The sequence below is a fragment of the Mesorhizobium sp. M7A.F.Ca.ET.027.03.2.1 genome, from assembly GCF_003999175.1.
Taxonomy (GTDB): Bacteria; Pseudomonadota; Alphaproteobacteria; order Rhizobiales; family Rhizobiaceae; genus Mesorhizobium.
Window position 1 is genome coordinate 1 of record NZ_RZOM01000017.1, and the last position, 17,329, is coordinate 17,329.

At 59.7% G+C, this 17,329-nt stretch carries 22 protein-coding genes; 1 reads left to right on the forward strand and 21 read right to left on the reverse strand.

Annotated elements, in window-relative coordinates; all coding sequences use genetic code 11:
- From EN750_RS01820 to EN750_RS40365, 15 genes are all read right to left on the reverse strand, one after another.
- Positions 1–2,138, reverse strand: a 2,138-nt coding sequence (locus EN750_RS01820) for a hypothetical protein (protein WP_127395454.1), incomplete at its 3' end; no start/stop codon positions are given.
- Entirely contained in the window at positions 2,138–2,737 is a 600-nt protein-coding gene (locus EN750_RS01825; protein ID WP_127395455.1) for a hypothetical protein, read from the reverse strand. The genes EN750_RS01825 and EN750_RS01820, both read right to left, overlap by 1 nt.
- A 4-nt stretch (positions 2,738–2,741) precedes the next feature.
- The gene (locus EN750_RS39265; protein WP_189525997.1) at positions 2,742–2,903 is read right to left on the reverse strand and encodes a hypothetical protein; all 162 of its coding nucleotides are present in this window, start codon (positions 2,901–2,903) and stop codon (positions 2,742–2,744) included.
- A 69-nt stretch (positions 2,904–2,972) separates the two neighbouring features.
- Positions 2,973–3,962: a Coat protein gene (locus tag EN750_RS01830; RefSeq protein WP_127395456.1), complete on the reverse strand. Its 990-nt coding sequence runs from the start codon at positions 3,960–3,962 to the stop codon at positions 2,973–2,975.
- Between the two features lie 41 nt (positions 3,963–4,003).
- Positions 4,004–4,918, reverse strand: coding sequence for a hypothetical protein (locus EN750_RS01835; RefSeq protein ID WP_127395457.1), 915 nt, complete (start codon positions 4,916–4,918; stop codon positions 4,004–4,006).
- A gap of 46 nt (positions 4,919–4,964) precedes the next feature.
- Entirely contained in the window at positions 4,965–5,537 is a 573-nt protein-coding gene (locus EN750_RS01840; protein WP_127395458.1) for a hypothetical protein, read from the reverse strand.
- 52 nt (positions 5,538–5,589) lie between these two features.
- Positions 5,590–5,919 (reverse strand): hypothetical protein, encoded by a 330-nt coding sequence (locus tag EN750_RS01845; RefSeq protein WP_127395459.1) that lies wholly within the window; start codon positions 5,917–5,919, stop codon positions 5,590–5,592.
- A complete protein-coding gene (locus tag EN750_RS01850) occupies positions 5,916–7,409 on the reverse strand; it encodes a portal protein (protein ID WP_348629576.1) in 1,494 nt (497 codons plus the stop codon). The genes EN750_RS01845 and EN750_RS01850 overlap by 4 nt, the downstream gene beginning before the upstream one ends.
- A complete protein-coding gene (locus EN750_RS40360) occupies positions 7,385–7,633 on the reverse strand; it encodes a hypothetical protein (protein WP_245482569.1) in 249 nt (82 codons plus the stop codon). Before EN750_RS40360 ends, EN750_RS01850 begins: the two co-directional genes overlap by 25 nt.
- Positions 7,634–7,836: 203 nt before the next feature.
- On the reverse strand, positions 7,837–8,388 hold the full coding sequence (locus tag EN750_RS01855; protein WP_127395460.1) for a hypothetical protein: 552 nt from the start codon (positions 8,386–8,388) through the stop codon (positions 7,837–7,839).
- Between the two features lie 305 nt (positions 8,389–8,693).
- Positions 8,694–8,876 carry a hypothetical protein gene (locus EN750_RS01860; protein ID WP_127395461.1) on the reverse strand — a complete coding sequence of 61 codons (183 nt, stop codon included), beginning with the start codon at positions 8,874–8,876 and terminating at the stop codon, positions 8,694–8,696.
- Positions 8,873–9,628, reverse strand: coding sequence for a terminase family protein (locus EN750_RS01865; RefSeq protein WP_127395462.1), 756 nt, complete (start codon positions 9,626–9,628; stop codon positions 8,873–8,875). Before EN750_RS01865 ends, EN750_RS01860 begins: the two co-directional genes overlap by 4 nt.
- A 326-nt stretch (positions 9,629–9,954) precedes the next feature.
- Positions 9,955–10,668 (reverse strand): terminase family protein, encoded by a 714-nt coding sequence (locus tag EN750_RS01870; RefSeq protein WP_127395463.1) that lies wholly within the window; start codon positions 10,666–10,668, stop codon positions 9,955–9,957.
- Complete coding sequence (locus EN750_RS01875; RefSeq protein WP_245482571.1) at positions 10,586–11,218, reverse strand: DNA-packaging protein; 633 nt, start codon at positions 11,216–11,218, stop codon at positions 10,586–10,588. Before EN750_RS01875 ends, EN750_RS01870 begins: the two co-directional genes overlap by 83 nt.
- On the reverse strand, positions 11,166–11,516 hold the full coding sequence (locus EN750_RS40365) for a hypothetical protein (RefSeq protein ID WP_245482573.1): 351 nt from the start codon (positions 11,514–11,516) through the stop codon (positions 11,166–11,168). Before EN750_RS40365 ends, EN750_RS01875 begins: the two co-directional genes overlap by 53 nt.
- Before the next feature lie 178 nt (positions 11,517–11,694).
- Between EN750_RS40365 and EN750_RS01885 the strand changes: the two genes are divergently transcribed.
- Positions 11,695–12,414, forward strand: a complete 720-nt coding sequence (locus tag EN750_RS01885) for a hypothetical protein (RefSeq protein WP_127395464.1) — start codon at positions 11,695–11,697, stop codon at positions 12,412–12,414.
- Between the two features lie 108 nt (positions 12,415–12,522).
- On the opposite strand, the gene EN750_RS01890 is transcribed toward EN750_RS01885, so the two are convergent.
- The 6 genes from EN750_RS01890 to EN750_RS01915 all read right to left on the reverse strand — a co-directional run.
- Positions 12,523–13,074: a transcription termination/antitermination NusG family protein gene (locus tag EN750_RS01890; protein ID WP_127395465.1), complete on the reverse strand. Its 552-nt coding sequence runs from the start codon at positions 13,072–13,074 to the stop codon at positions 12,523–12,525.
- A 57-nt stretch (positions 13,075–13,131) separates the two neighbouring features.
- Positions 13,132–13,983, reverse strand: coding sequence for a hypothetical protein (locus EN750_RS01895; protein WP_127395466.1), 852 nt, complete (start codon positions 13,981–13,983; stop codon positions 13,132–13,134).
- Positions 13,984–14,159: 176 nt separating this feature from the next.
- Positions 14,160–14,606: a hypothetical protein gene (locus EN750_RS39120; protein WP_145967361.1), complete on the reverse strand. Its 447-nt coding sequence runs from the start codon at positions 14,604–14,606 to the stop codon at positions 14,160–14,162.
- Positions 14,593–14,892, reverse strand: coding sequence for a hypothetical protein (locus tag EN750_RS01905; protein ID WP_145967363.1), 300 nt, complete (start codon positions 14,890–14,892; stop codon positions 14,593–14,595). Before EN750_RS01905 ends, EN750_RS39120 begins: the two co-directional genes overlap by 14 nt.
- Positions 14,889–16,634, reverse strand: a complete 1,746-nt coding sequence (locus EN750_RS01910; protein WP_127395469.1) for a bifunctional DNA primase/helicase — start codon at positions 16,632–16,634, stop codon at positions 14,889–14,891. Before EN750_RS01910 ends, EN750_RS01905 begins: the two co-directional genes overlap by 4 nt.
- A 2-nt stretch (positions 16,635–16,636) precedes the next feature.
- Positions 16,637–17,329, reverse strand: a 693-nt coding sequence (locus EN750_RS01915) for a DUF1376 domain-containing protein (RefSeq protein ID WP_127395470.1), incomplete at its 5' end; no start/stop codon positions are given.

Genomic DNA, 17,329 nt, shown 5'->3' on the forward strand with positions numbered 1-17,329 from the left:
TCATAGGGCAGACCCACAGCCCATTTAGACGCCGTGGCACCGCCCGGCAGCGAGACAGCACCCGCCGAGACGGTAAGAGCCCTGTAGACCTTGCCGTCAGCCAAAGCGTCGACAGTCTGCCCGTTGAGGTGAGCGAGTCCGGAAACAGCGTTCACGGCAATGCCGGAATATTGCAACCCGCAGTCGACTTCGAAAGCGTCGTTGATCGTGCCGTATTCGAAGGGCGCGGTCTTGATCTCGATAAGGCGCTTCGTGAGGCCGCCGATCGTACGCTTGACGACAAGCCAGAGATCGTCGTTGCCGTCTTGGCCAGGCGTCACGATGGCACTTTCCACAACCGCCCAGTCGGAACCGGTGGACGTGCCGCCGAAGCGGTGGATGTGCATCCCTCGCACGTCCTGTGAAGGCTGGTGCGTGTATCCGCCAAGCTGCCCGTCGGCAGTGGGGAACCACAGAACTGGATCAGGGTCGCTTTGGAAGGCGAGCTCGACCACGCCCTTCTTCGGAATGTGTTCCGATACCTGCCCGATATCATCTGAAGCGAACCGACCGGGCTGGGTTTCAGTGAGCTCCGCGATCGACTTGCCCGACCGCGTCACATAGAGGAACGACTGACCAGCATCGACTGGGCGGATGCGGCCGCAGCCGAAGGTGCGCGAGCGCCTGTTCTTGAACGAGGACGGCGTCAACGCCTCGTCTATGCCAGAGCCCGAAAGCGCGCGGATGCCACCGCTGGTGCCGATCAAAAGCGCGCCGTCGCTGTCGGCGATCCATACGATGTCGTTGGCCTGGCCGCCGCCGGCCTGGACGAACTCCAGCGCGTCGTCGTCTTCCTCGCCGAGTGCGAAATTGTCGAAGTCGCCGGTGGCCGAGGCATAGACGGAGAATTTCCGGCTGAAGGCCAGCCGCTCCTCATAGAGCGACCCGCTTTCGACGTACCTGCCGGGCACGAAGGTACCAAGCCGCCAGCGTGTGATCGGGTTCATGTTCGGCAGCGCATGCCCATAGAGTATGACCTTGACCACCGTGGTGCTGGTCCGGCTGGTGATCTTGGCCCAGCGCCAGATGCCATCAGCTCCGAGGAGGCGAATGGAACGACCGACATCAGAGACCTGAAATCCGGTGTCGTTATTGATGCCGATGATTGAGGACGCCGTGACATCGAATGGCGTCTGATCGAAAGCGGCGATATGCATCGCCAATTCGGCCGAGACGGTGACAACGGCATCGTCGCCGCCGCCGCCGCTGAACACCAACTGATGGTATTCGAACGCCGATTTGTTTGTGAAGTCGTAGAAGCGGGTCTCGCCATTACCCCAGCCGAGTTCGCCTGTACGCGTGTCGAGAGTTACCCAGTTGGTGCCATCATTCGACCCCTGCAATTCCCAAGCAGTAAAGAAATCATAATCGCCAGTTGCCACCTTTGACGTGGTGATCCAGTAAGCATCGACCACGTGCTGCACGCCGCCGGCATTGCGGAACCGGATGTAGCCGTCGCCGCCGCTCGCAATTTCGATATCCTGCGTCTTGTCGCGGTCGAACATCTGCCAGGCAGAAGCGCTGCCGCTGCCTGTGGAAGCGGTGCCGGAAGGCGTCGTGTTGCTGGTCATTTGTGGCGTCAGATGCCCGGTATCGGAAGGCGTCAGCGTCGTTGCTGTGTCATTGACCGGATCATAGGGGCCGTCGAGAAACTCGAATTGTTCCAGCGTCCAAGTCGTGTGCGCCGTGCGTGTTATCACCTTTGGTGGATAATCCCGATGAGTGATCCACATCTGATCAGCCGACTGGACATAGGTCAGGTCGAACAGATCGGCTTCAAGGTATGGTGACGCTACCTCAACCGTGCCGACGCGGGCGCCATAGGCAAAGACCCGAATGTATTGATCGCCAAATTCAAGCGCATAGGCTTGATCGGCCGAGAAGATGAAAGGAATCATCCGCGTCTTCTTCGCCGAGGTTTTCACCTCATTGACGAAGTATGTGCCACCACGCTTGCGGATGCCGCCATGCGGAAGGGTCACGAGGTTCGTACACCGCGACAGAGCCGCCCTGTAGAGATCGAGGGTGGCGCGAGCGTGCAGGCGCGGGCTGATTTCGCCGCGAACGAAGGTGTCCTGGATTGGGTAGAGCGTTGCCATCAGCGAACGGCCCTGTTGTCGCCGCGTTGATAGGCCCAGGAGGACGTTGACTGCCGCGCGCCGCGCTGGACGGCCTGCGAGGCGAAAGCTGCGTCCACGGCCCTGTCGTAGCCGTTGCGGGCTATGTCGATCATGTTCGCCTTGTGGGTGATCGGATGGGCAATCTTGATCGCCAGCGCGCCGACGAGGACTTCCGTGAACAGTGCATCCCAGTCATTCGGATCAGTCAGGTTTCCCACATAGCGGATGATCAGCGGCCCCGCGCGATCGGAGTAGATCACGCCGGCCTCTTGGCGCCACGAGATCGCCACGCCATCGGGCTCGCCGTTATGGGTGAGCGGGAGCGGCCGCAGGCAATCGGCTGGAAGCTCATAGGACCAATTGAGAGTGCGGTCGCCCGAGCCGGTATCAGCACCAGTCACTGTGGCGCGCAAGATCGCAAAGACCCACGCATACTTTGTCAACTCGGCTTCACGCGTCTGGTTGAAATGGAGGTTGAGCATGCGCGCGGCTTTGATGTCCTGGTCGAGGCTATCGATCGGCGACTCGTCCAGCACGGCCAGCGCCATATTCGCGATGTCGAGTTCCGTGAGGGCCATAAGGTCAGACCTTCAGGCTCGTATGGCGAGCCGGCTTCTTCGGCAGGCCGCGCGAATTGAGTACCTGTATGAAGGGGCTGGGATTGAGCCGTTCGGCTTGCTCCCGGAACTGTCTGCGCACCGCCTCTTTGCGGGTTTCGGCGGGATTACGCTTGCTGGTGATCATCATTGTCCTCACGACAAAAGGGCGAGCAGCCGAAGCCGCCCGCCCGGTTTTTTCAGTTCCCAGACCCGATCAGGCCTCGGTGGTCTTTAAAGCGATGAACGTCATGTTTTTGACGCTCGTCGCAGTGCGGTCCCAGTTCGCCGCCAGTGCCAGCTCCGCATCGGTGGCGAACTCGCCGGCCGAGGAGGCGTCGAGGAAGCGGGTGCCGGGCACATGCGGGACAAAATGCCGGCGGCCGACCATTTCGGTGACGCCGCCACCATGAGCCTGGCGAGGCTTGCGATCGAACTCCAGCGGACCGCCTTCCGTGTTCACCGGAAGTTCGTTCCACATGATCGCCTTGTCCTTGAACATGAACGCCGTGTAGACGCCGGTCGCCACCGGGATGTCATCGTCGACCACCACGCGCAGGTTCATGTAGTACGGGATCAGCGGGCCGCCCTGCTGGGACGACGGGACATAGTCGATCAGATCAGCCAGCTTGAGAGCTTTCATCTGCTTCGAATGCATCCAGATCGTCTTGAACTTGTCGGCACGATCACCCATCAGGTACGCCGCTTCGATGATGTCGGTGTCGACAATCGAGGCACCGGTCACGCGGACGAGGTCGCCGGCATCGTTGGCGACGTTGTCAGCGATCACGCCCTTCAGGATGCTGACCAGCGTCAGCTTGTTGGCGCGCTGCCAATAGTCGGTCTGACGCTGGACGATCAGCTTCTGCGGATCGGAACCGGCGAGGATGCTGGTCAGGTCCGGAATACCCCAGGCCTGCGCACGCACGTTGCGGGCCGCGACTTCACGGCGCGAACCGATCTTCTTCATCTCGATGCTGTCGGTCGGATCGTCATTGACGGGTTCCGAGGGATCGTTGCCGAGATCCTTCCAACCAGGCATGTCGACCGAACGACCGCCCAGGCTCAACTTCGCCGAGATTGCGGGATCGTTGTAGAGGATACCGGCCTGGTAGATTTCGAGGGACTGGACGTGCTCCTCGAACGAGTACTGGGCATAAACGGACGGAACGATTGAGTCCGCGATGCGGGTGTAAGCGTCTGCCATTTTATTTCATTCCTTTAGCAATGCGGTGCGGTGTCGATCCCTCACAGGGGATGGCTGGACACCCAGAGATCCGGGTTTTCACCGGCCTCGCGGGCAAGCCGCTTCGCGCGTTCGGGGTCGCTTTTCACAAGGGCCGAAATCGCCGAGATGTTGCGACCGCCGCTGGCGTCCTTCTTGAACGGGTTATCCCCGCCACGAGAGGCGTCATTGTCAATCGTGTCTTCCTTGAACATCGCTTCGCCCACTGCCGACAGAGCGCGCGCGACCTTGGACTTGGTCAGCGCGCCGTCGGGCAGCAGAATTCCCGCCTCCTTGAAGGCGTCGACTAGATCGAGCTTCTTGGCTGCCCGGTTCGCCAGTTCGTGCTTCTGCTTGAAGCCTTCGCTGTCTTTCGGTCCCCAGTCCTTCACAAGATCTTCGTGGGTTGCCTCCACCGATGCGGCGACGGCGGTTTGGTGCGCCTTCACCTGGTCGGCCATGTAGCCTACGAATTTGTCGTGATAGGCCTGTGCCACCTTGGGAGTGGCGCCGGCTTCAGCCGCCCAGGTCTTGGACGCAGTCGCCAGCGCTTCATCGTAGGGTAGATCAGCAGGGAGCCCTTCCGGGCGCGTGTACTCGACCTTTTCGGGCGATGTCACCGGCCGCATGGTCTCGGGAAGTTTGGAGTTGAATTTCTCCCACTCCTCCTTCGGTGCGTCGGCTGCGGGAACGCGCAGGCTTTCACCCTGCATACGTTCGAGTTCCGCATAGGAGGTCAGCACCTTTTCAATGCCGCCTTCTGGCTTGGTCCAGCCCTTGTTGTCAGCGAGCTTGCGGTTGCCTTCGGAAAGACCGTCAAACCAACTCTTGGCGCCTTCGGTAGCGGACCCGTTCTCTACCGTCGTCGCTGGCTTTTCCAGGTTGCCCGCCGGAGGTGCATCCACCACCACGGACCCAGTTTCTGCCGTATCTGTCATGACCGATTGTTCCTTCGATTGAACGGCTCACCCAGCCGCAGGGTGGTTAAACGTTGTCGCCCCAGTTCTCCCAGAGCAGAGTGATGGTGCCGGTGATCGCCAGCACGCCGTCGGCGTCGATGTCCGTGTTCGTGGCGAATGCCAGGTTCAGGAAGATATCCACCGGCGTGGTAGTGCCATCGAACGTGGCGGCGGCGACAACATCGGCGGTAGATGCCGTCGACAGCGCCGTCGTGGCACCCTCCAGCGTGCGCGTGGTCACCGCGATGATGTTCTGCATGGTGCCCGCCAGCGTGATGCTGGATGCAGCCACGGTTCCCAGCCCCCACGTCAGGGACGCATTGTCGTTGATCGTGCTGGCGCGAGCACCGAGCACGGCGAACTGCATCCTCGCGGTGCCGCCCTTCACGCGGACCTTGCCATCCAGGCAATCGAAGATCTTCTGCGCGGCATAGGCCAGCGCGTCAGTTACCGGCACTTGCATGGCGTTGAAGGTGAACACCGTCTTGAAGGCACCGCCCGCGCCGGTGGTGACAGCCTTTAGGCCGGCAACCGGAGGAGCGAGACCGGCCGCGCGAGCAGCGGCGCGCGAAAGGGTACGCGGAAGTCCACGTGTCATTGTCGTATCCTCATTCTTGGGAAGATTTCGGCTGAACCCGCCGCGGGCAAACCTATCGCTGGCCTTCGAGCCTCGCCGCCCGTTCCAAGGCGATCCGCTGATCATCGTCCAGCGTGAGAAAATCCATGATGTGCTGCACGACTTCGGCCCGAGCGTTCGACAGAGCGCTATGGAGTTCGAAGCCGGCCGGCGTCTTGGTGCGTGCCATCCAGTCGTGATAGTTCGGCCGGCGGTAGTAGCCCGCCTTGTCGACCAGATCCGCAAGGACCATCTCGCCATCAGCCCCGGTGAAGACGCGCAGGTAAGCCTTGGTCAGTGCGTCTTGCGCCTTTGCCGGTCCACCAGCTAGGCCGGCACGATTGAACGTCTTGGGCTTGCTCATGCGTTGTCCTGCGGCATGAGCCCATTGAGGCCGTCGAGCAGCCCGCTATCACGCGCCTGCACTGCGGCCGGCACAGCGTCCTTCGCAACCTTGCCGGCAGCGGCCATTGCAGCGGCGCCGGCTTGTGCCTGCTGTTGCTTGGCCTTCGCATCACGACGAGCGGCGATGTCATCTGCCGACCGGAACAAGCGAGCCGGGCTGCGGCCAGCGCTCTGCACGATCTTGATCGCCTCGTCGCTGTCGATGTTGTCCATCACATCCGGGTCGAACTGAGCCATCTGCATGGCGGTGGTGACGACTTGAATGGTGTCGCGGGCCTCAGCCGAACGGCGCAGCACATCAAGCGGACCCGTGAACGTCGGCCGAACCGACTTGCCGGCCAAGCTTGCTGGCGGCAAGAACCGGCTGTCCTGATCGTAGAGTCCCTTGTCTTCCAGGATGCCGAGTTCGCGATCGAGGTTCGTGGCGAAGCCAGATTGAATGATCGAACCGGATGGGCCGAGCAGCGCGCCTTTCTCCTCTTGGCGGATCAGCGCTTCGGTCGCCGTCATCTGTGGGTTTTGAACGAGCGTCTGAAACAAGTTCACGAACATCATGTCGCGAATTTCATCAGCCCGTGTCTGTGCATAGTCGAAGGCATAGCTCGGGTTTGCGCCGGTGTTGATCGGGGCGATTTGGATCTGCCCGGAATCACTCATCAGACCGGGATAGTTTTCGCCAGGATTGAGAACCGGCACATCATCCATGCGGGCTTTCGAAGCGGTCGCCGGATCAGTGATCTGCTGTAACGCGCGCAGGCCCGATCGGCGGACGGCGTTCTCTTCACGGACCGTGGTCAGAGCCTCGATTGTCGGCGAGATGCCGTAGGGATCGCCCTCGTATCGACGCCAGTTGAACGTCGCCACCGGGAAGGTGCGGAACCCGCTCTCCTTCGCGATCACCTCTTCCTCTTCGATGACGTGGTACGAGGCAAAGGCAGTATCGAGATAGTCCATCTGACCACCGATGCGGTACATCCGGCGCTCGTCGCGGGGCTTGATGCAGTGGATCAGAGAAATCTTGGTGTCCCACTTGGTCGGATCATCAACCAGCGCCTTGATCTTGGCCGGGAGCTTCTCATAGTCGAGCATCTGCGCAGTCTGTCGTGCCGTCCGTTCATACCGGCGATGGAAGGTATCGACCTGTCCCCACCGGTTGCGGCTGATATAGCCTTCGATCACCGGGATGGAGGCATACCGCACCATCGTCGTGCCAAAACCCTCTTCGGCGTAGAGATAGGCCGGACCATAGCGAACCACGTTGCGCAGGCAGGCTTGCGTCGCCGGCACGAAGTTCGAGTTCGCCGAGTAGCGCAGCGAGAACAGGAAATCCCGCAGGCTCTCAGCCCACTTCTTCTCCTCGTCAGTCTCTTCGTCATCCATCGCCGCCGTAGAGAGGCCATGCCACTTTTCGGACTGCGGAATGATCAGGCTCTCCAGACCAGCGGCCAGGCGGTTTGAGCGCTATTGATCGTGGTCGCATAGACACGACTGCCGCGACGCTCGCTGCGTTCAGCCTGCGATTCCAGCGAGCGGCTGGACCTACTTACGAAGATGTCGGGTGCATCAGGATCGCAGAATTCCGCGACCTGTTCCCAGACGCCTTCGTAGTGGGCGCGCTCAGTCTCGAGTTCCGACTGGCGAGAGAGGACGTCGCGAGCACGGTTGTCGGTCATGCAATCCTCTTCAGCCGTGCGGCGACACGGCGCCAGAACCACCAAGAAAACCCGGCGCGATTGCGAAACACACGTTTCATGGCGCGCATGATCAGACGCCCAGCAGCACGCGCTTCTGTCCAACCAAGGCAGATGGCGCGAGATCAGTCTTCACGGTCGACGCCGTGTCAGTCTTGGAAGCGAGAGCCAGGCGCATAGCCTCTTCACGCTTCTGCACGTCGGCATCGGTCGCCGTCGGTGTCGGCGGCAGCGGCTTCAGTTCCGGCGGTTTGTTGAAAAGGCACATGGTTCCAGGTCTCTCTCGTCCAATCGAACAGGATGAAGTCTTCGCCGTTCTTGCCAAATGCAGGCAGGCAGCAGCGTTCAGTTGCGCCGAGGCGACGAAGCCAACGCAAAGCCAGGTCGTTCGACGCCAGCGCTCTTGCCTCGACTCGCCAGGCGCCTTGTGCGGCCACGTCAGGCCCGAGCACTTCCCAGAAGAACTTCGTGATCCGAGGTACACAGCGCTTCATGCGCCGAGTACCCCACGACCAGGCGATCCAGAGGCCGCTACGCAGTTCTGCCGCGCCGAATGCCGCTTCCGGATTGCCGTCAAGCTCGACCACATAGGCCGGACCTTGCAGCGCATGCAGCGCCAGCGTTGCCGGCGTCCAGTCGTGTAGCTGACAGTCTATCTCTGCCCGATCTTCCGGCCGCAGGTTCGCAGCGATGTAGGACAGATCGCGAAGATTGCCGCCGATGATGCGGACCGTCATGCTTTGAGCTTTCAGTGTGACCCATAGAAACAGGCGTCGCTACTCTGTTTGCTTTTTCAAACGAAGTAGTGCTTAAGTTTTCCGCCTAAATTATTGGGCTTGGGAGATAGAGATGAAGGTATTTTTCTTGGCCATATTGTTGGCAATTACGGCAGGCAACGCGGCGCTCGCTGGTCCCTGCAACGTTCCGTCCGACACTGCATCCGATGGATCACGTTGCGGCGATCGCGCCGCGTCAGAGCAGTAAATCCCGAAAACCGCTCACGTACAAGAAACCTGCGGGCGTGCCGTCCGCGGGTTTTCTTTTACCGGTAATCTCCCAGCGGATCAGGGTACGAAGCACGGCGCTCCTCGATCTCGATTGGCTCGATCTCGTCGGCATCGGGAAACTTGCGCTTCTGCGGATCACCGATCACTAGACCGGACCGCACCTCGATCTTGATGTAATCACCCGTCCGTTTGTCCAGACGTTGCACGAACTCGGTCATCGGAATGCCGCCAGTGGATCGGATTGCTTCCTGTCGCGCTTCACTGCAGCGAACTCTGCAGGATCGATAACAGCCTCTCGCAGCATCATGACGCCGTAGCGTGTCGCCGACATTAGATCGTCCCGTAGCTTGACGACTTGCCCGTCCTTGCGGTGGTACAATCTGAATTCTTCAAACCACTCGACCAAGGTTGAGAAGACCTTGAAGCGGCCGGACTGCATCCGATCCAGCATCTCCATCAGGCCAGCCTCAACCGAGACCGGCCCGTCTGGGAATTGCGCATGTGTCCCGAGCATGTTGAGCCCATGGGTGCGATACTGGTTTGCCAGCGCTATGCCGGCGCCTTCCAGGGTTTCCCGTCGACCATCCCGAGGCCAGGACCACGGCAACCATGATCCCCACGGCTTCAGAGCGATCGCCTGCATGGCTGGAGTCTGCTGCGATGCTCGATGCGCCTTCGAGACATAGACGATGTCGGCTTCCGTATCCCACGCCAGTTCAACGGCGGCCGAGGGATGGTCCCATCCAAAGTCGAGAGCACCAATGCGCGGCCAGTAGCGCGGGAGTCGGAACGGCTCGCAGGAAATGGTCTCTTCTCCTACGGGGAAGATGCGACCGGAACCCAGCACGGGGATACCTTTGGCCCGCGCTTCACGCTCATGTTCAGGATAGGCGGCTATGATCTCCGCGCGTTGCTCCGGCGTGTAGTGCTCGGCATCGTCGATGGTCATGAAGGTGACGTGGCGGCTCATGCTAATTTATCCCGCAGTTCGTCGCTTGAACGGCTTCAGTTGACTGGTGTCGCCAAACCGCTATCCAACGAGGACGTACCCATGCAATCGGGCAAACATCGGCGATGCGATACAAGATCAACTTGCTTGACGACGGATCAGTCGTGACCGCAGACGGTGAATATGTGGGCACATGGCGGACTGATGAGTCAGACGCCTTTTACGATTTCATACCAGACGGCGAGTCTGCCCCGCTATTTTCCTGCCCATTTCGATTTTCGCTTTGCGAGGCAATCGACAGTTGGCACAACACTTCGGCAGCCGATAGTCCGATTGGACCGGAATGATCACCCCTTCACCATGCTGTTCACTTGGTCTGATGTGAGGAACATCAGCACCACCTCAGACATCCCGAGCAGCGGCGTGAAGGTGATCATCGTGATACCGCCTGTCGCGTTCGTGCGCGTCAGGCCTTCGCTGTAGATGTCGGGCGGAGGCTCTTCATCGAACCACACGCCGTCCAGCGTCGGCCCCTGCCACTTCTCCCGGCCCTTCTCGTAGGACTTGAAACCGAGAATGCTTCGACCTGCCTGGACGTCGCCGCCACCACCATGCTTGATCACGATGCTGTCGAGCGCGTTCGGGATGCCGCGAGCCAGATAGGTTTCCGCGAACGCGTCGCCGGGGATCATTCCTGTTCCCCAAGCGTCTTTCCGCTCAGGTTGCCCGACCAGCATCTTCTGGACCGTGTCGCGGGTGGATTCGCCGGTCAGTCCGGCCGCCCACATAGCAACCGGCTTGGGGAACACCTTGCCTTCCCACCAGTCCGGGTATCGGCCAGTCAGGTGCATCGCCCATTCAGCGCCCCCGGCCAGCGTCTTGCCGAGCTGGTTGCCGGCCATGAACAACCGTTCCCGATTGGTCGAGCCGGCCGCGTGAAAGGATGCCTGCTTGGTGTAGGGCTGATACCGCAGCAGCCTATTCCGGCTCTTCCGCCTTGCCTGCTCCTCCAGGAGCTGCGCCAGTTCGACCTTCTTCGAGTAAGAGAGCGATGCGAGCATCAAGGGCGTCTCCAGACATCGTGTGAAGCGAGCCGGCGACGTTCAATTCCGACTTATCCGCGAGGCCGAGATCACGAGCAATGATGTTGGCGTTGAGTAGATCTGCGGAGGCGCCTTCGAACTTCTGGGTGCGGATGATTTCGTCCACGCGCGTCGTGATCTCACCAAAACCATCGCGCTGCTTGTATTCCGACCAAGCCTGCTGACTGATATCGAGGAAGATGCAGAGGCCGGTGATAGTCATCGCGCGCATCTTGGCAATGGTCGCGATACTCACATCGCCCTGGTACGCGAACGGCTTGGCCTCATAGAGCGGGTGCGCATCGACCCATTCGAAATACTCGACCGCAGCAGTCCACAGATCGTCAGGCGTAGCGAAGATCGGCTTGCGCCCATGGGTGCTTCGCGCCTTCCAGAAGTCGTTGCCCTTGGGTGCTGGCATGTTGGAGACAGGAGGTGAAGCCGCGACCTTTTCGGAGGATCTCGGCTTCGTTCCCTTACGCGTCGGTTTTGGCATCGGGATCGATCGTCTCATCGACAGGCGCGGCATCCTTCGCCTTGCCACCACGCTTGCCGGACTTCACCGACTTAGCGTGCCGCTCTGCTGCTTCGTTCGCCTTGGCGATTCCGACAGCGCGGCCAGACGCACCGGGAGCGCCATCGGGGAAGCCGAACCCGTCGACTGGATCGACAGGACCGCCGCGAACCATGCCGATCAGCACCCCGTCGGCGACCTGTTCAGCCTTGCCGGTGCGGATGTTGGGCGGGCCGCCTTCGAATTGACCGATGCTGGAGACGATCTCCTCGCCGGCATCGTCGGTGATGATGGTTGCGTAGCGCGTGGTCATGGTGGTTCTCCATGCTGGGGTTAGATGGCAAGCGCCGAGTACGCTGAAGTTCACGATGGCGTTACGACGGGTCGTTATTGGATTCACGAGCATGACAGCCTGAAGGGCCCTATTGCTACTAGGGCTGTTCTCTGCTTGGCTGAGCAAGTTTCATTTAGGCCAACAGGGGGAGGTTTTAGTGCTTACTTTCACGCGAAAAGACGGGAAGAAATTTACTGTAAATCCCAGTTCCATTCTTCGCATCAGGAATACAATTGAGGCTGATCAGCCTGCATTTAAGCGCTCGTTGCCTGGGATCACGCGGATCGACGCTGGTGTCGACTACTATGCCATGGAAACCCTCGATGACGTCGTCGCCCTCGTGCAAACAGAACTTAAAACGCTGGTCAAATTTCGGTCGCGTTCCAATGTGCCGATATGGATAAATGCGAAAGAAGCCTCAGGACCGTACCCAGTTAGCCAATCAGAAATCGCGGATGGAATTCACTCGCGTCTTAAGTTTGGTGGCCTGAGCCAGCTAGTCGGCAATTCCCATCAAGAAGTGCTTGACGCGATCACACTGGCCGGCGGCAAGCCGGAGCCAATGCCAACCGACGGCAGCGCCTTCGCCTTGAAGTCCTTTGTCTTGGGGGGTAAAATCAAAGCCAGGACTGACCGAGGGCAAGTGGTCAAGCTTGTAGCAACCGTTGTGTATCCGGATGGGAGCCACAAGGTCGCTGAGATCGCCGAGCCACAAGCCGTAGATGCGCTTTATTTTTCTGAACTCGCGATGTCACCGGAAGCTCAAAAGGCGTTCAGGGCGACGTCAGATTGGCGCGAGAATCCCACATTCATCGAACAACGCGGCCCGACCGTGCAAGGTAAGTGCAAAATCAGCCAATGCCCTCAACCGTTTTGACCATAACTTCGTCGGGGGTTGGGGCGGCGATTTTGCCCCTCATCGCCCCGGCTGGTGACTTCAAAGCCCCGCGCAGACAGGCGTATCGCCAAATCAGTTTGTAGGACTCTATTCCTTTTTCTGGATTTTTGCAACAGGTCCACTGGCAACAACCTTGCCGCCGAACATATTCAATAGAACGCGGACGCTGTTGACGCTACGCGCTTTCACCATCTCAGCGTCAACACCAGCAAAAGCACCGTCCAAGACCGTGACGCCTTCACCGACTTTGATCCGCAGGCCGTGATCGCGCATCTTGTCGAACACGCCTTTTTCCTCTGCGTCGCGAATGGCCCTGATGTCGTCTCCAGGTATGGGGACCGGCTTTCCCTCGATGTCGCAGAGCACGCCGTTGCGCATCAGCCCATCACAGCTATTGAGCGCGCCCCACTTCACGTCGTGCGCAGGCGTGAAGACGTAGCCGAGGAACAGTGGGAAGTTCTTCACCAGCCAAGCCTTGGTCCGATGGTGCCGGTACTCGTGCCGGTATTGCGGCATGTAGACCGGGATCCCAAGACGCTGCATCTCTGTCATGGCCCGGTATTCCCCGCCAGGCTTGGTCTGGACAGCAAGCCAGGCTAGCTGCTTGCCACCCGAAACGTTTTTCGTTTGTGCGTTCAACTGCTTTCCTTCCAAAGTTCGCGCCGCATCGGATCGGCTCCGACACGGCGCAGAATTTCACGCCACCAGGCGCATCACCTGTCGCTTCTTCTTCGTCTTCCGAAACCAGATGGACCCGAGGGCTTTCCACTCATAAGTACGCAAGGTCTTGGCCATCAGCCGAGCTTCGTCCTCGGCGGATAGGTACAGATCGCCTATCGTCTTCGTCAGATCTTCCGGGTCGAGCTTGATCGACATCTCACTGTCGGTCATCACGTACTCGGCCGCCTTGATATGAGTTGCGGTAATGGGAGCCAAATGAGCGTTGGCCAGGACCTCAAGGATAATCCTGGCTCCAAGTGGTTCGCGCCGCGACACCAGACCCTTTATGGCCGCGATCGCGATGGTGTCGCCGGGTTGATATTTTCCGGTCTTAGGCAAGCTTTTTAGGATTTTGACCCCGGCACGCTGACACGTGCGGTCAACATCAAGCGCTTCATCATAGCCAGCCAGAACTGCGGAATGGTGCAGTTGTAGCGCAGTAATCCCGAGCCGCTGGGTATTTTGCCCGACGAATGCTGATGCTTGCGATTGTGTATCCGGAGCATCGACGATCATGACAGGGATGAGATCGATGTGCGGATTGCTGGCGGCGGCGATTGCCGTGTGCTGCCCGTCAAGAACCTTCAGAATGGTTTGCCCCTCGTGCTCCGCGTAGGCGCAGATCGGCGGTTTGAATTTCGTCCAGCAGAAGTTCTGAATCACTTTCCGAATCTGCTTTCGACCCCGATCGCCGATCTGGCGTTGATATTGGTGATCGACGTAGAGCGTTGCCGGATCGACGCGCTCGCAAATTGGCTCTCCTGTGGTCGGTATCCGTGGGGTGATATCGGTGGCACTTATTGCAGCAATGAGATTGAGCAGTTCCACTGAGGGTTTCCTGTTACGCAGCTCAGCCTGAGCGGGGACGCCTCGACATGAGTGCGTGCCCATTTGGTTGCAGCCCACGCTGTGGACCACGACCAAGCCGGACCGGCTTTCCCCGACATTCTCGGTTTCTGCCCACTGGTTGCCGAGAGCTTGGTGAACAAAGCTTTGCGTGGGGCTCATTTTTGCCTTCCTTCGCTTGCCGCTAGATATTCGGCCGGGTCGATGTGACGGACGGCCGATGCAGCGCCAAACGTCCCGAGCTGCGCATGCCGATATTTCCGCAGCCCGTTCGGGTCGAAGTTTGCTGCCGCTATCGAGCGAATCCATGCCGAAGCTTTGGCGGCGTTGATCTGCATCCGCTTCGCCTTGCGGTCCTTCCTCGTCCGATTCTTGGCCGCGCGCTTCTTCTGCTGCCGGGTGCGCTTCGGCACGACCGGCGCGCGGCCGCTCGACAGGATCTTGGTGGATATCCAGTCAGCGCGTTTTTCAGCCGGCGATACGGGCGAGCCCTCCAGCCGATCGGCCGCGCGCCAAGCCTCCGCATTGGTCGGGAATGGTCCCGCCAAGGTTTCGCCGCGAGACACCACAATCCACCCGCCGCCCGGCGCTTCAATGACCGTCATTGCGCCGCCCCTGGTTGTCATTGGAAAGCGTCAGGGCTCGCGGGAATTCCCGGCGGAGATAATCCACCTCGTCGATGATGCGCCGCATTTCCGACCGGTCGATGTTGCCGGCCGCAATCCACTGCTCGAGAACGGGCCTCATCCTATCCCAGGTCTTGTTTGGCATCTCGACCCAGATGGCGATTACGGCCTCGCGTGCCGCCATGTAGATGTTACGGTGCTGAAGCAAGGCCTGTTCAACGGACCACGGCAGGCGTTCGGTTTTTTCATGCTTGTTCGGCATCACCGCTCGGCTCCTAATTGTTGAAAACTTCCCTCAACATCCCGGAATCGCCTGTCAGCGCCGATGAATTGCAGCTTCACAGACCCCGGCCGCCCGCACATGGGTTGGCGCCGGATTTTCTTCGCGATCAGGAATGTTGTGTCTTTCTCGTAGTCGCGGTAGACGACCAGACCCGCGTCAGCCTTGTTCCGCCAGTGCGCGCTGCCTGCCAGGTCATACAGGCCCGGAACGGGGTCTTTCCCGTCATCGCTACTGCGGAGCTTGGTCGGGTGGATGACCATCCAGACCGTGCATCCATGGTGCTTGCCGAATTTCTTGCACTTGGAAATGAGCTGCGAAACGAACTCGGTTTCCGTCTGTTTGTCGGGCCTGGACGCCTCCAGTTCGTTGTAAGGGTCAATAACGATGTTCGTCACGCCGTAACGAATAACCGCAGCCCGAGCGCGCTCCAGCAACCAGTCGACGGTTGGGGTATGTTCGACCGCTCCAACCAGGAAAATTCGCTCGTTCAGCCAAAGCAACGCGTCCGACACTTCGCGCTCTGTCAGGCGCGGCGTCGGCCCGGCGAAGAACGGGTTGCCGGCGAAGATTTCGCACAAGTCGGCAATGTGATTTGCCTCGCCCGTCTCCGGAGAGAACATCGCCCACTTCTCATCGCGCCGCCGCGCCGTCTGAATCGCAATCTGGTCGATCACGCGCGATTTGCCGTGATTGGGGATGCCGGTCACCGCGATGAATTGGCCGGGGATGTATTTGAATGCCTTGTCGACTTCTGCAAAACCGGTCGACAGCGGCTGTGGCCCCTTGCCGTGGTAAAGGTCCATTACCTCGATCGCGAAGCTTTCGACATCGTGCAGCCCGTCTATCGGCCACGGTTCCGAGCTTGCCACACACTCGCGCAGGACTTCGGCGCCGTGGTCTTGCAAGCATTCGTTTGCGTCTTTGCACTGGACATCACCCAGCGCCGGCATGCTGACCCGGTAACAGCGGTCGCGGCCCATGCGCCGCGCTATTTCCTGCGCTAGTTGCTCACCGGGGCCATCCATGTCGCTGGCGATCAGGACGCGTGAAACCTTCTGCAGCTTCTCCCAATGTGTTGCAAAGGGCTCATAGCGCTTGTCGCTGCTCTCCGGTCCGGATGGCGCGCCATTTGGCAGAGACACCACCCTTTCAAAGCCGGCCTCAATGAACGACATCACGTCAATCTCGCCTTCGGCGATGATTAGGTCTGCGCCTTCGGTGATGCTGTCCGCATTGAAAAAAACGGGCTCCGGGTCTTTTTCCTGCCGGAAGAACTTGTCAGCGGTACGGTATTTGACGTTGCGCAACGCCTGCTCCCACTCGTAGGGGAACGCTATGCAGTCCTCTTCTTTTTCGGTCTGCGGAAACCACTGCCTGGTCTTGTAAACGTTGAAGCGCTCAACGACAGGTTTCGAGATCCCGCGCTTTTCGAACCATGCGACCAGCGTATCTGGTCGCATTGGGTCCGCGACCCTCACCGGCCGCTTGTAGGTCCGCCTCTCGCGAACGGGACGATATTCAGGGCCGCCGGCTCCGCCTGACCAGCCGCAGTGGTGACACAACCAGACCACGCGCCCATCGGCCTCAATGGTGACAGACAGGCATTGATCGCCCCTTTTCTTTCGAGTGTGAGAACACTCTGGGCAGACGGTCTTGTGATTTCCTGCCGCATCGTTCCGAAGGCGGATGCCGTGTTCCGAAAGAGCGCCTACCACGTCGATCATGGTTAGCCCCGAGCAAACAGAGCTGAATTAGTCAGATCGCCATTACCGGCGCGCCTCTTGCCCGCGCGATCCTGGACGGCCTTCCTCACCCAGTTCCGCCATGTGGCTTCCCAGTCGACCTTTACGCCGCGATTGTCAGGTACGGAAATGAACCAGTCGTGGAATTTGCCGGCTTCGCTCGGGATATCGGCGATCGAAAGACCGTTGTCCTTCCCCCATTGCTGCCACTCAAGGGGCAGAGACCATTCGGGCGAAAGCCGGGTACCGCGTTTTTTGGAAGAACCGTTAGGTTCTTCTTTTACTTCAGTTGGTAGTTGGTAGTTGGTAGTTAGTTTTTCGGAAAAAGAACCGTCCGCTTTCGGCGATTGCTGATTTTGTTTAGCTTTCTTCGGCGGTCGGCCACCGTTCGCCCCATTTTCAGCAGCACTTTGGATGCGCTTCAGGGACATTTCGACTTCACTTTGGGAACGCTTCTGCCACAGTTTGCCGTCGCTCTGCCTCACGATTTTGCCAGCCTCCACAAGGCCGGCCACGACACGGCGAATGTCTGCGGGGCGGGTCCGACACAGGCCTGCTAGGCGCCGATCGTTGAACTCGATAGCGCCGCCTTCGGACATGATCAGGCTGCAAATCATCCAGTAAACGCCCTGCTGTTCCGCCGTCAGCACGCCGCCAACGCCGGTTATGTATTCGTC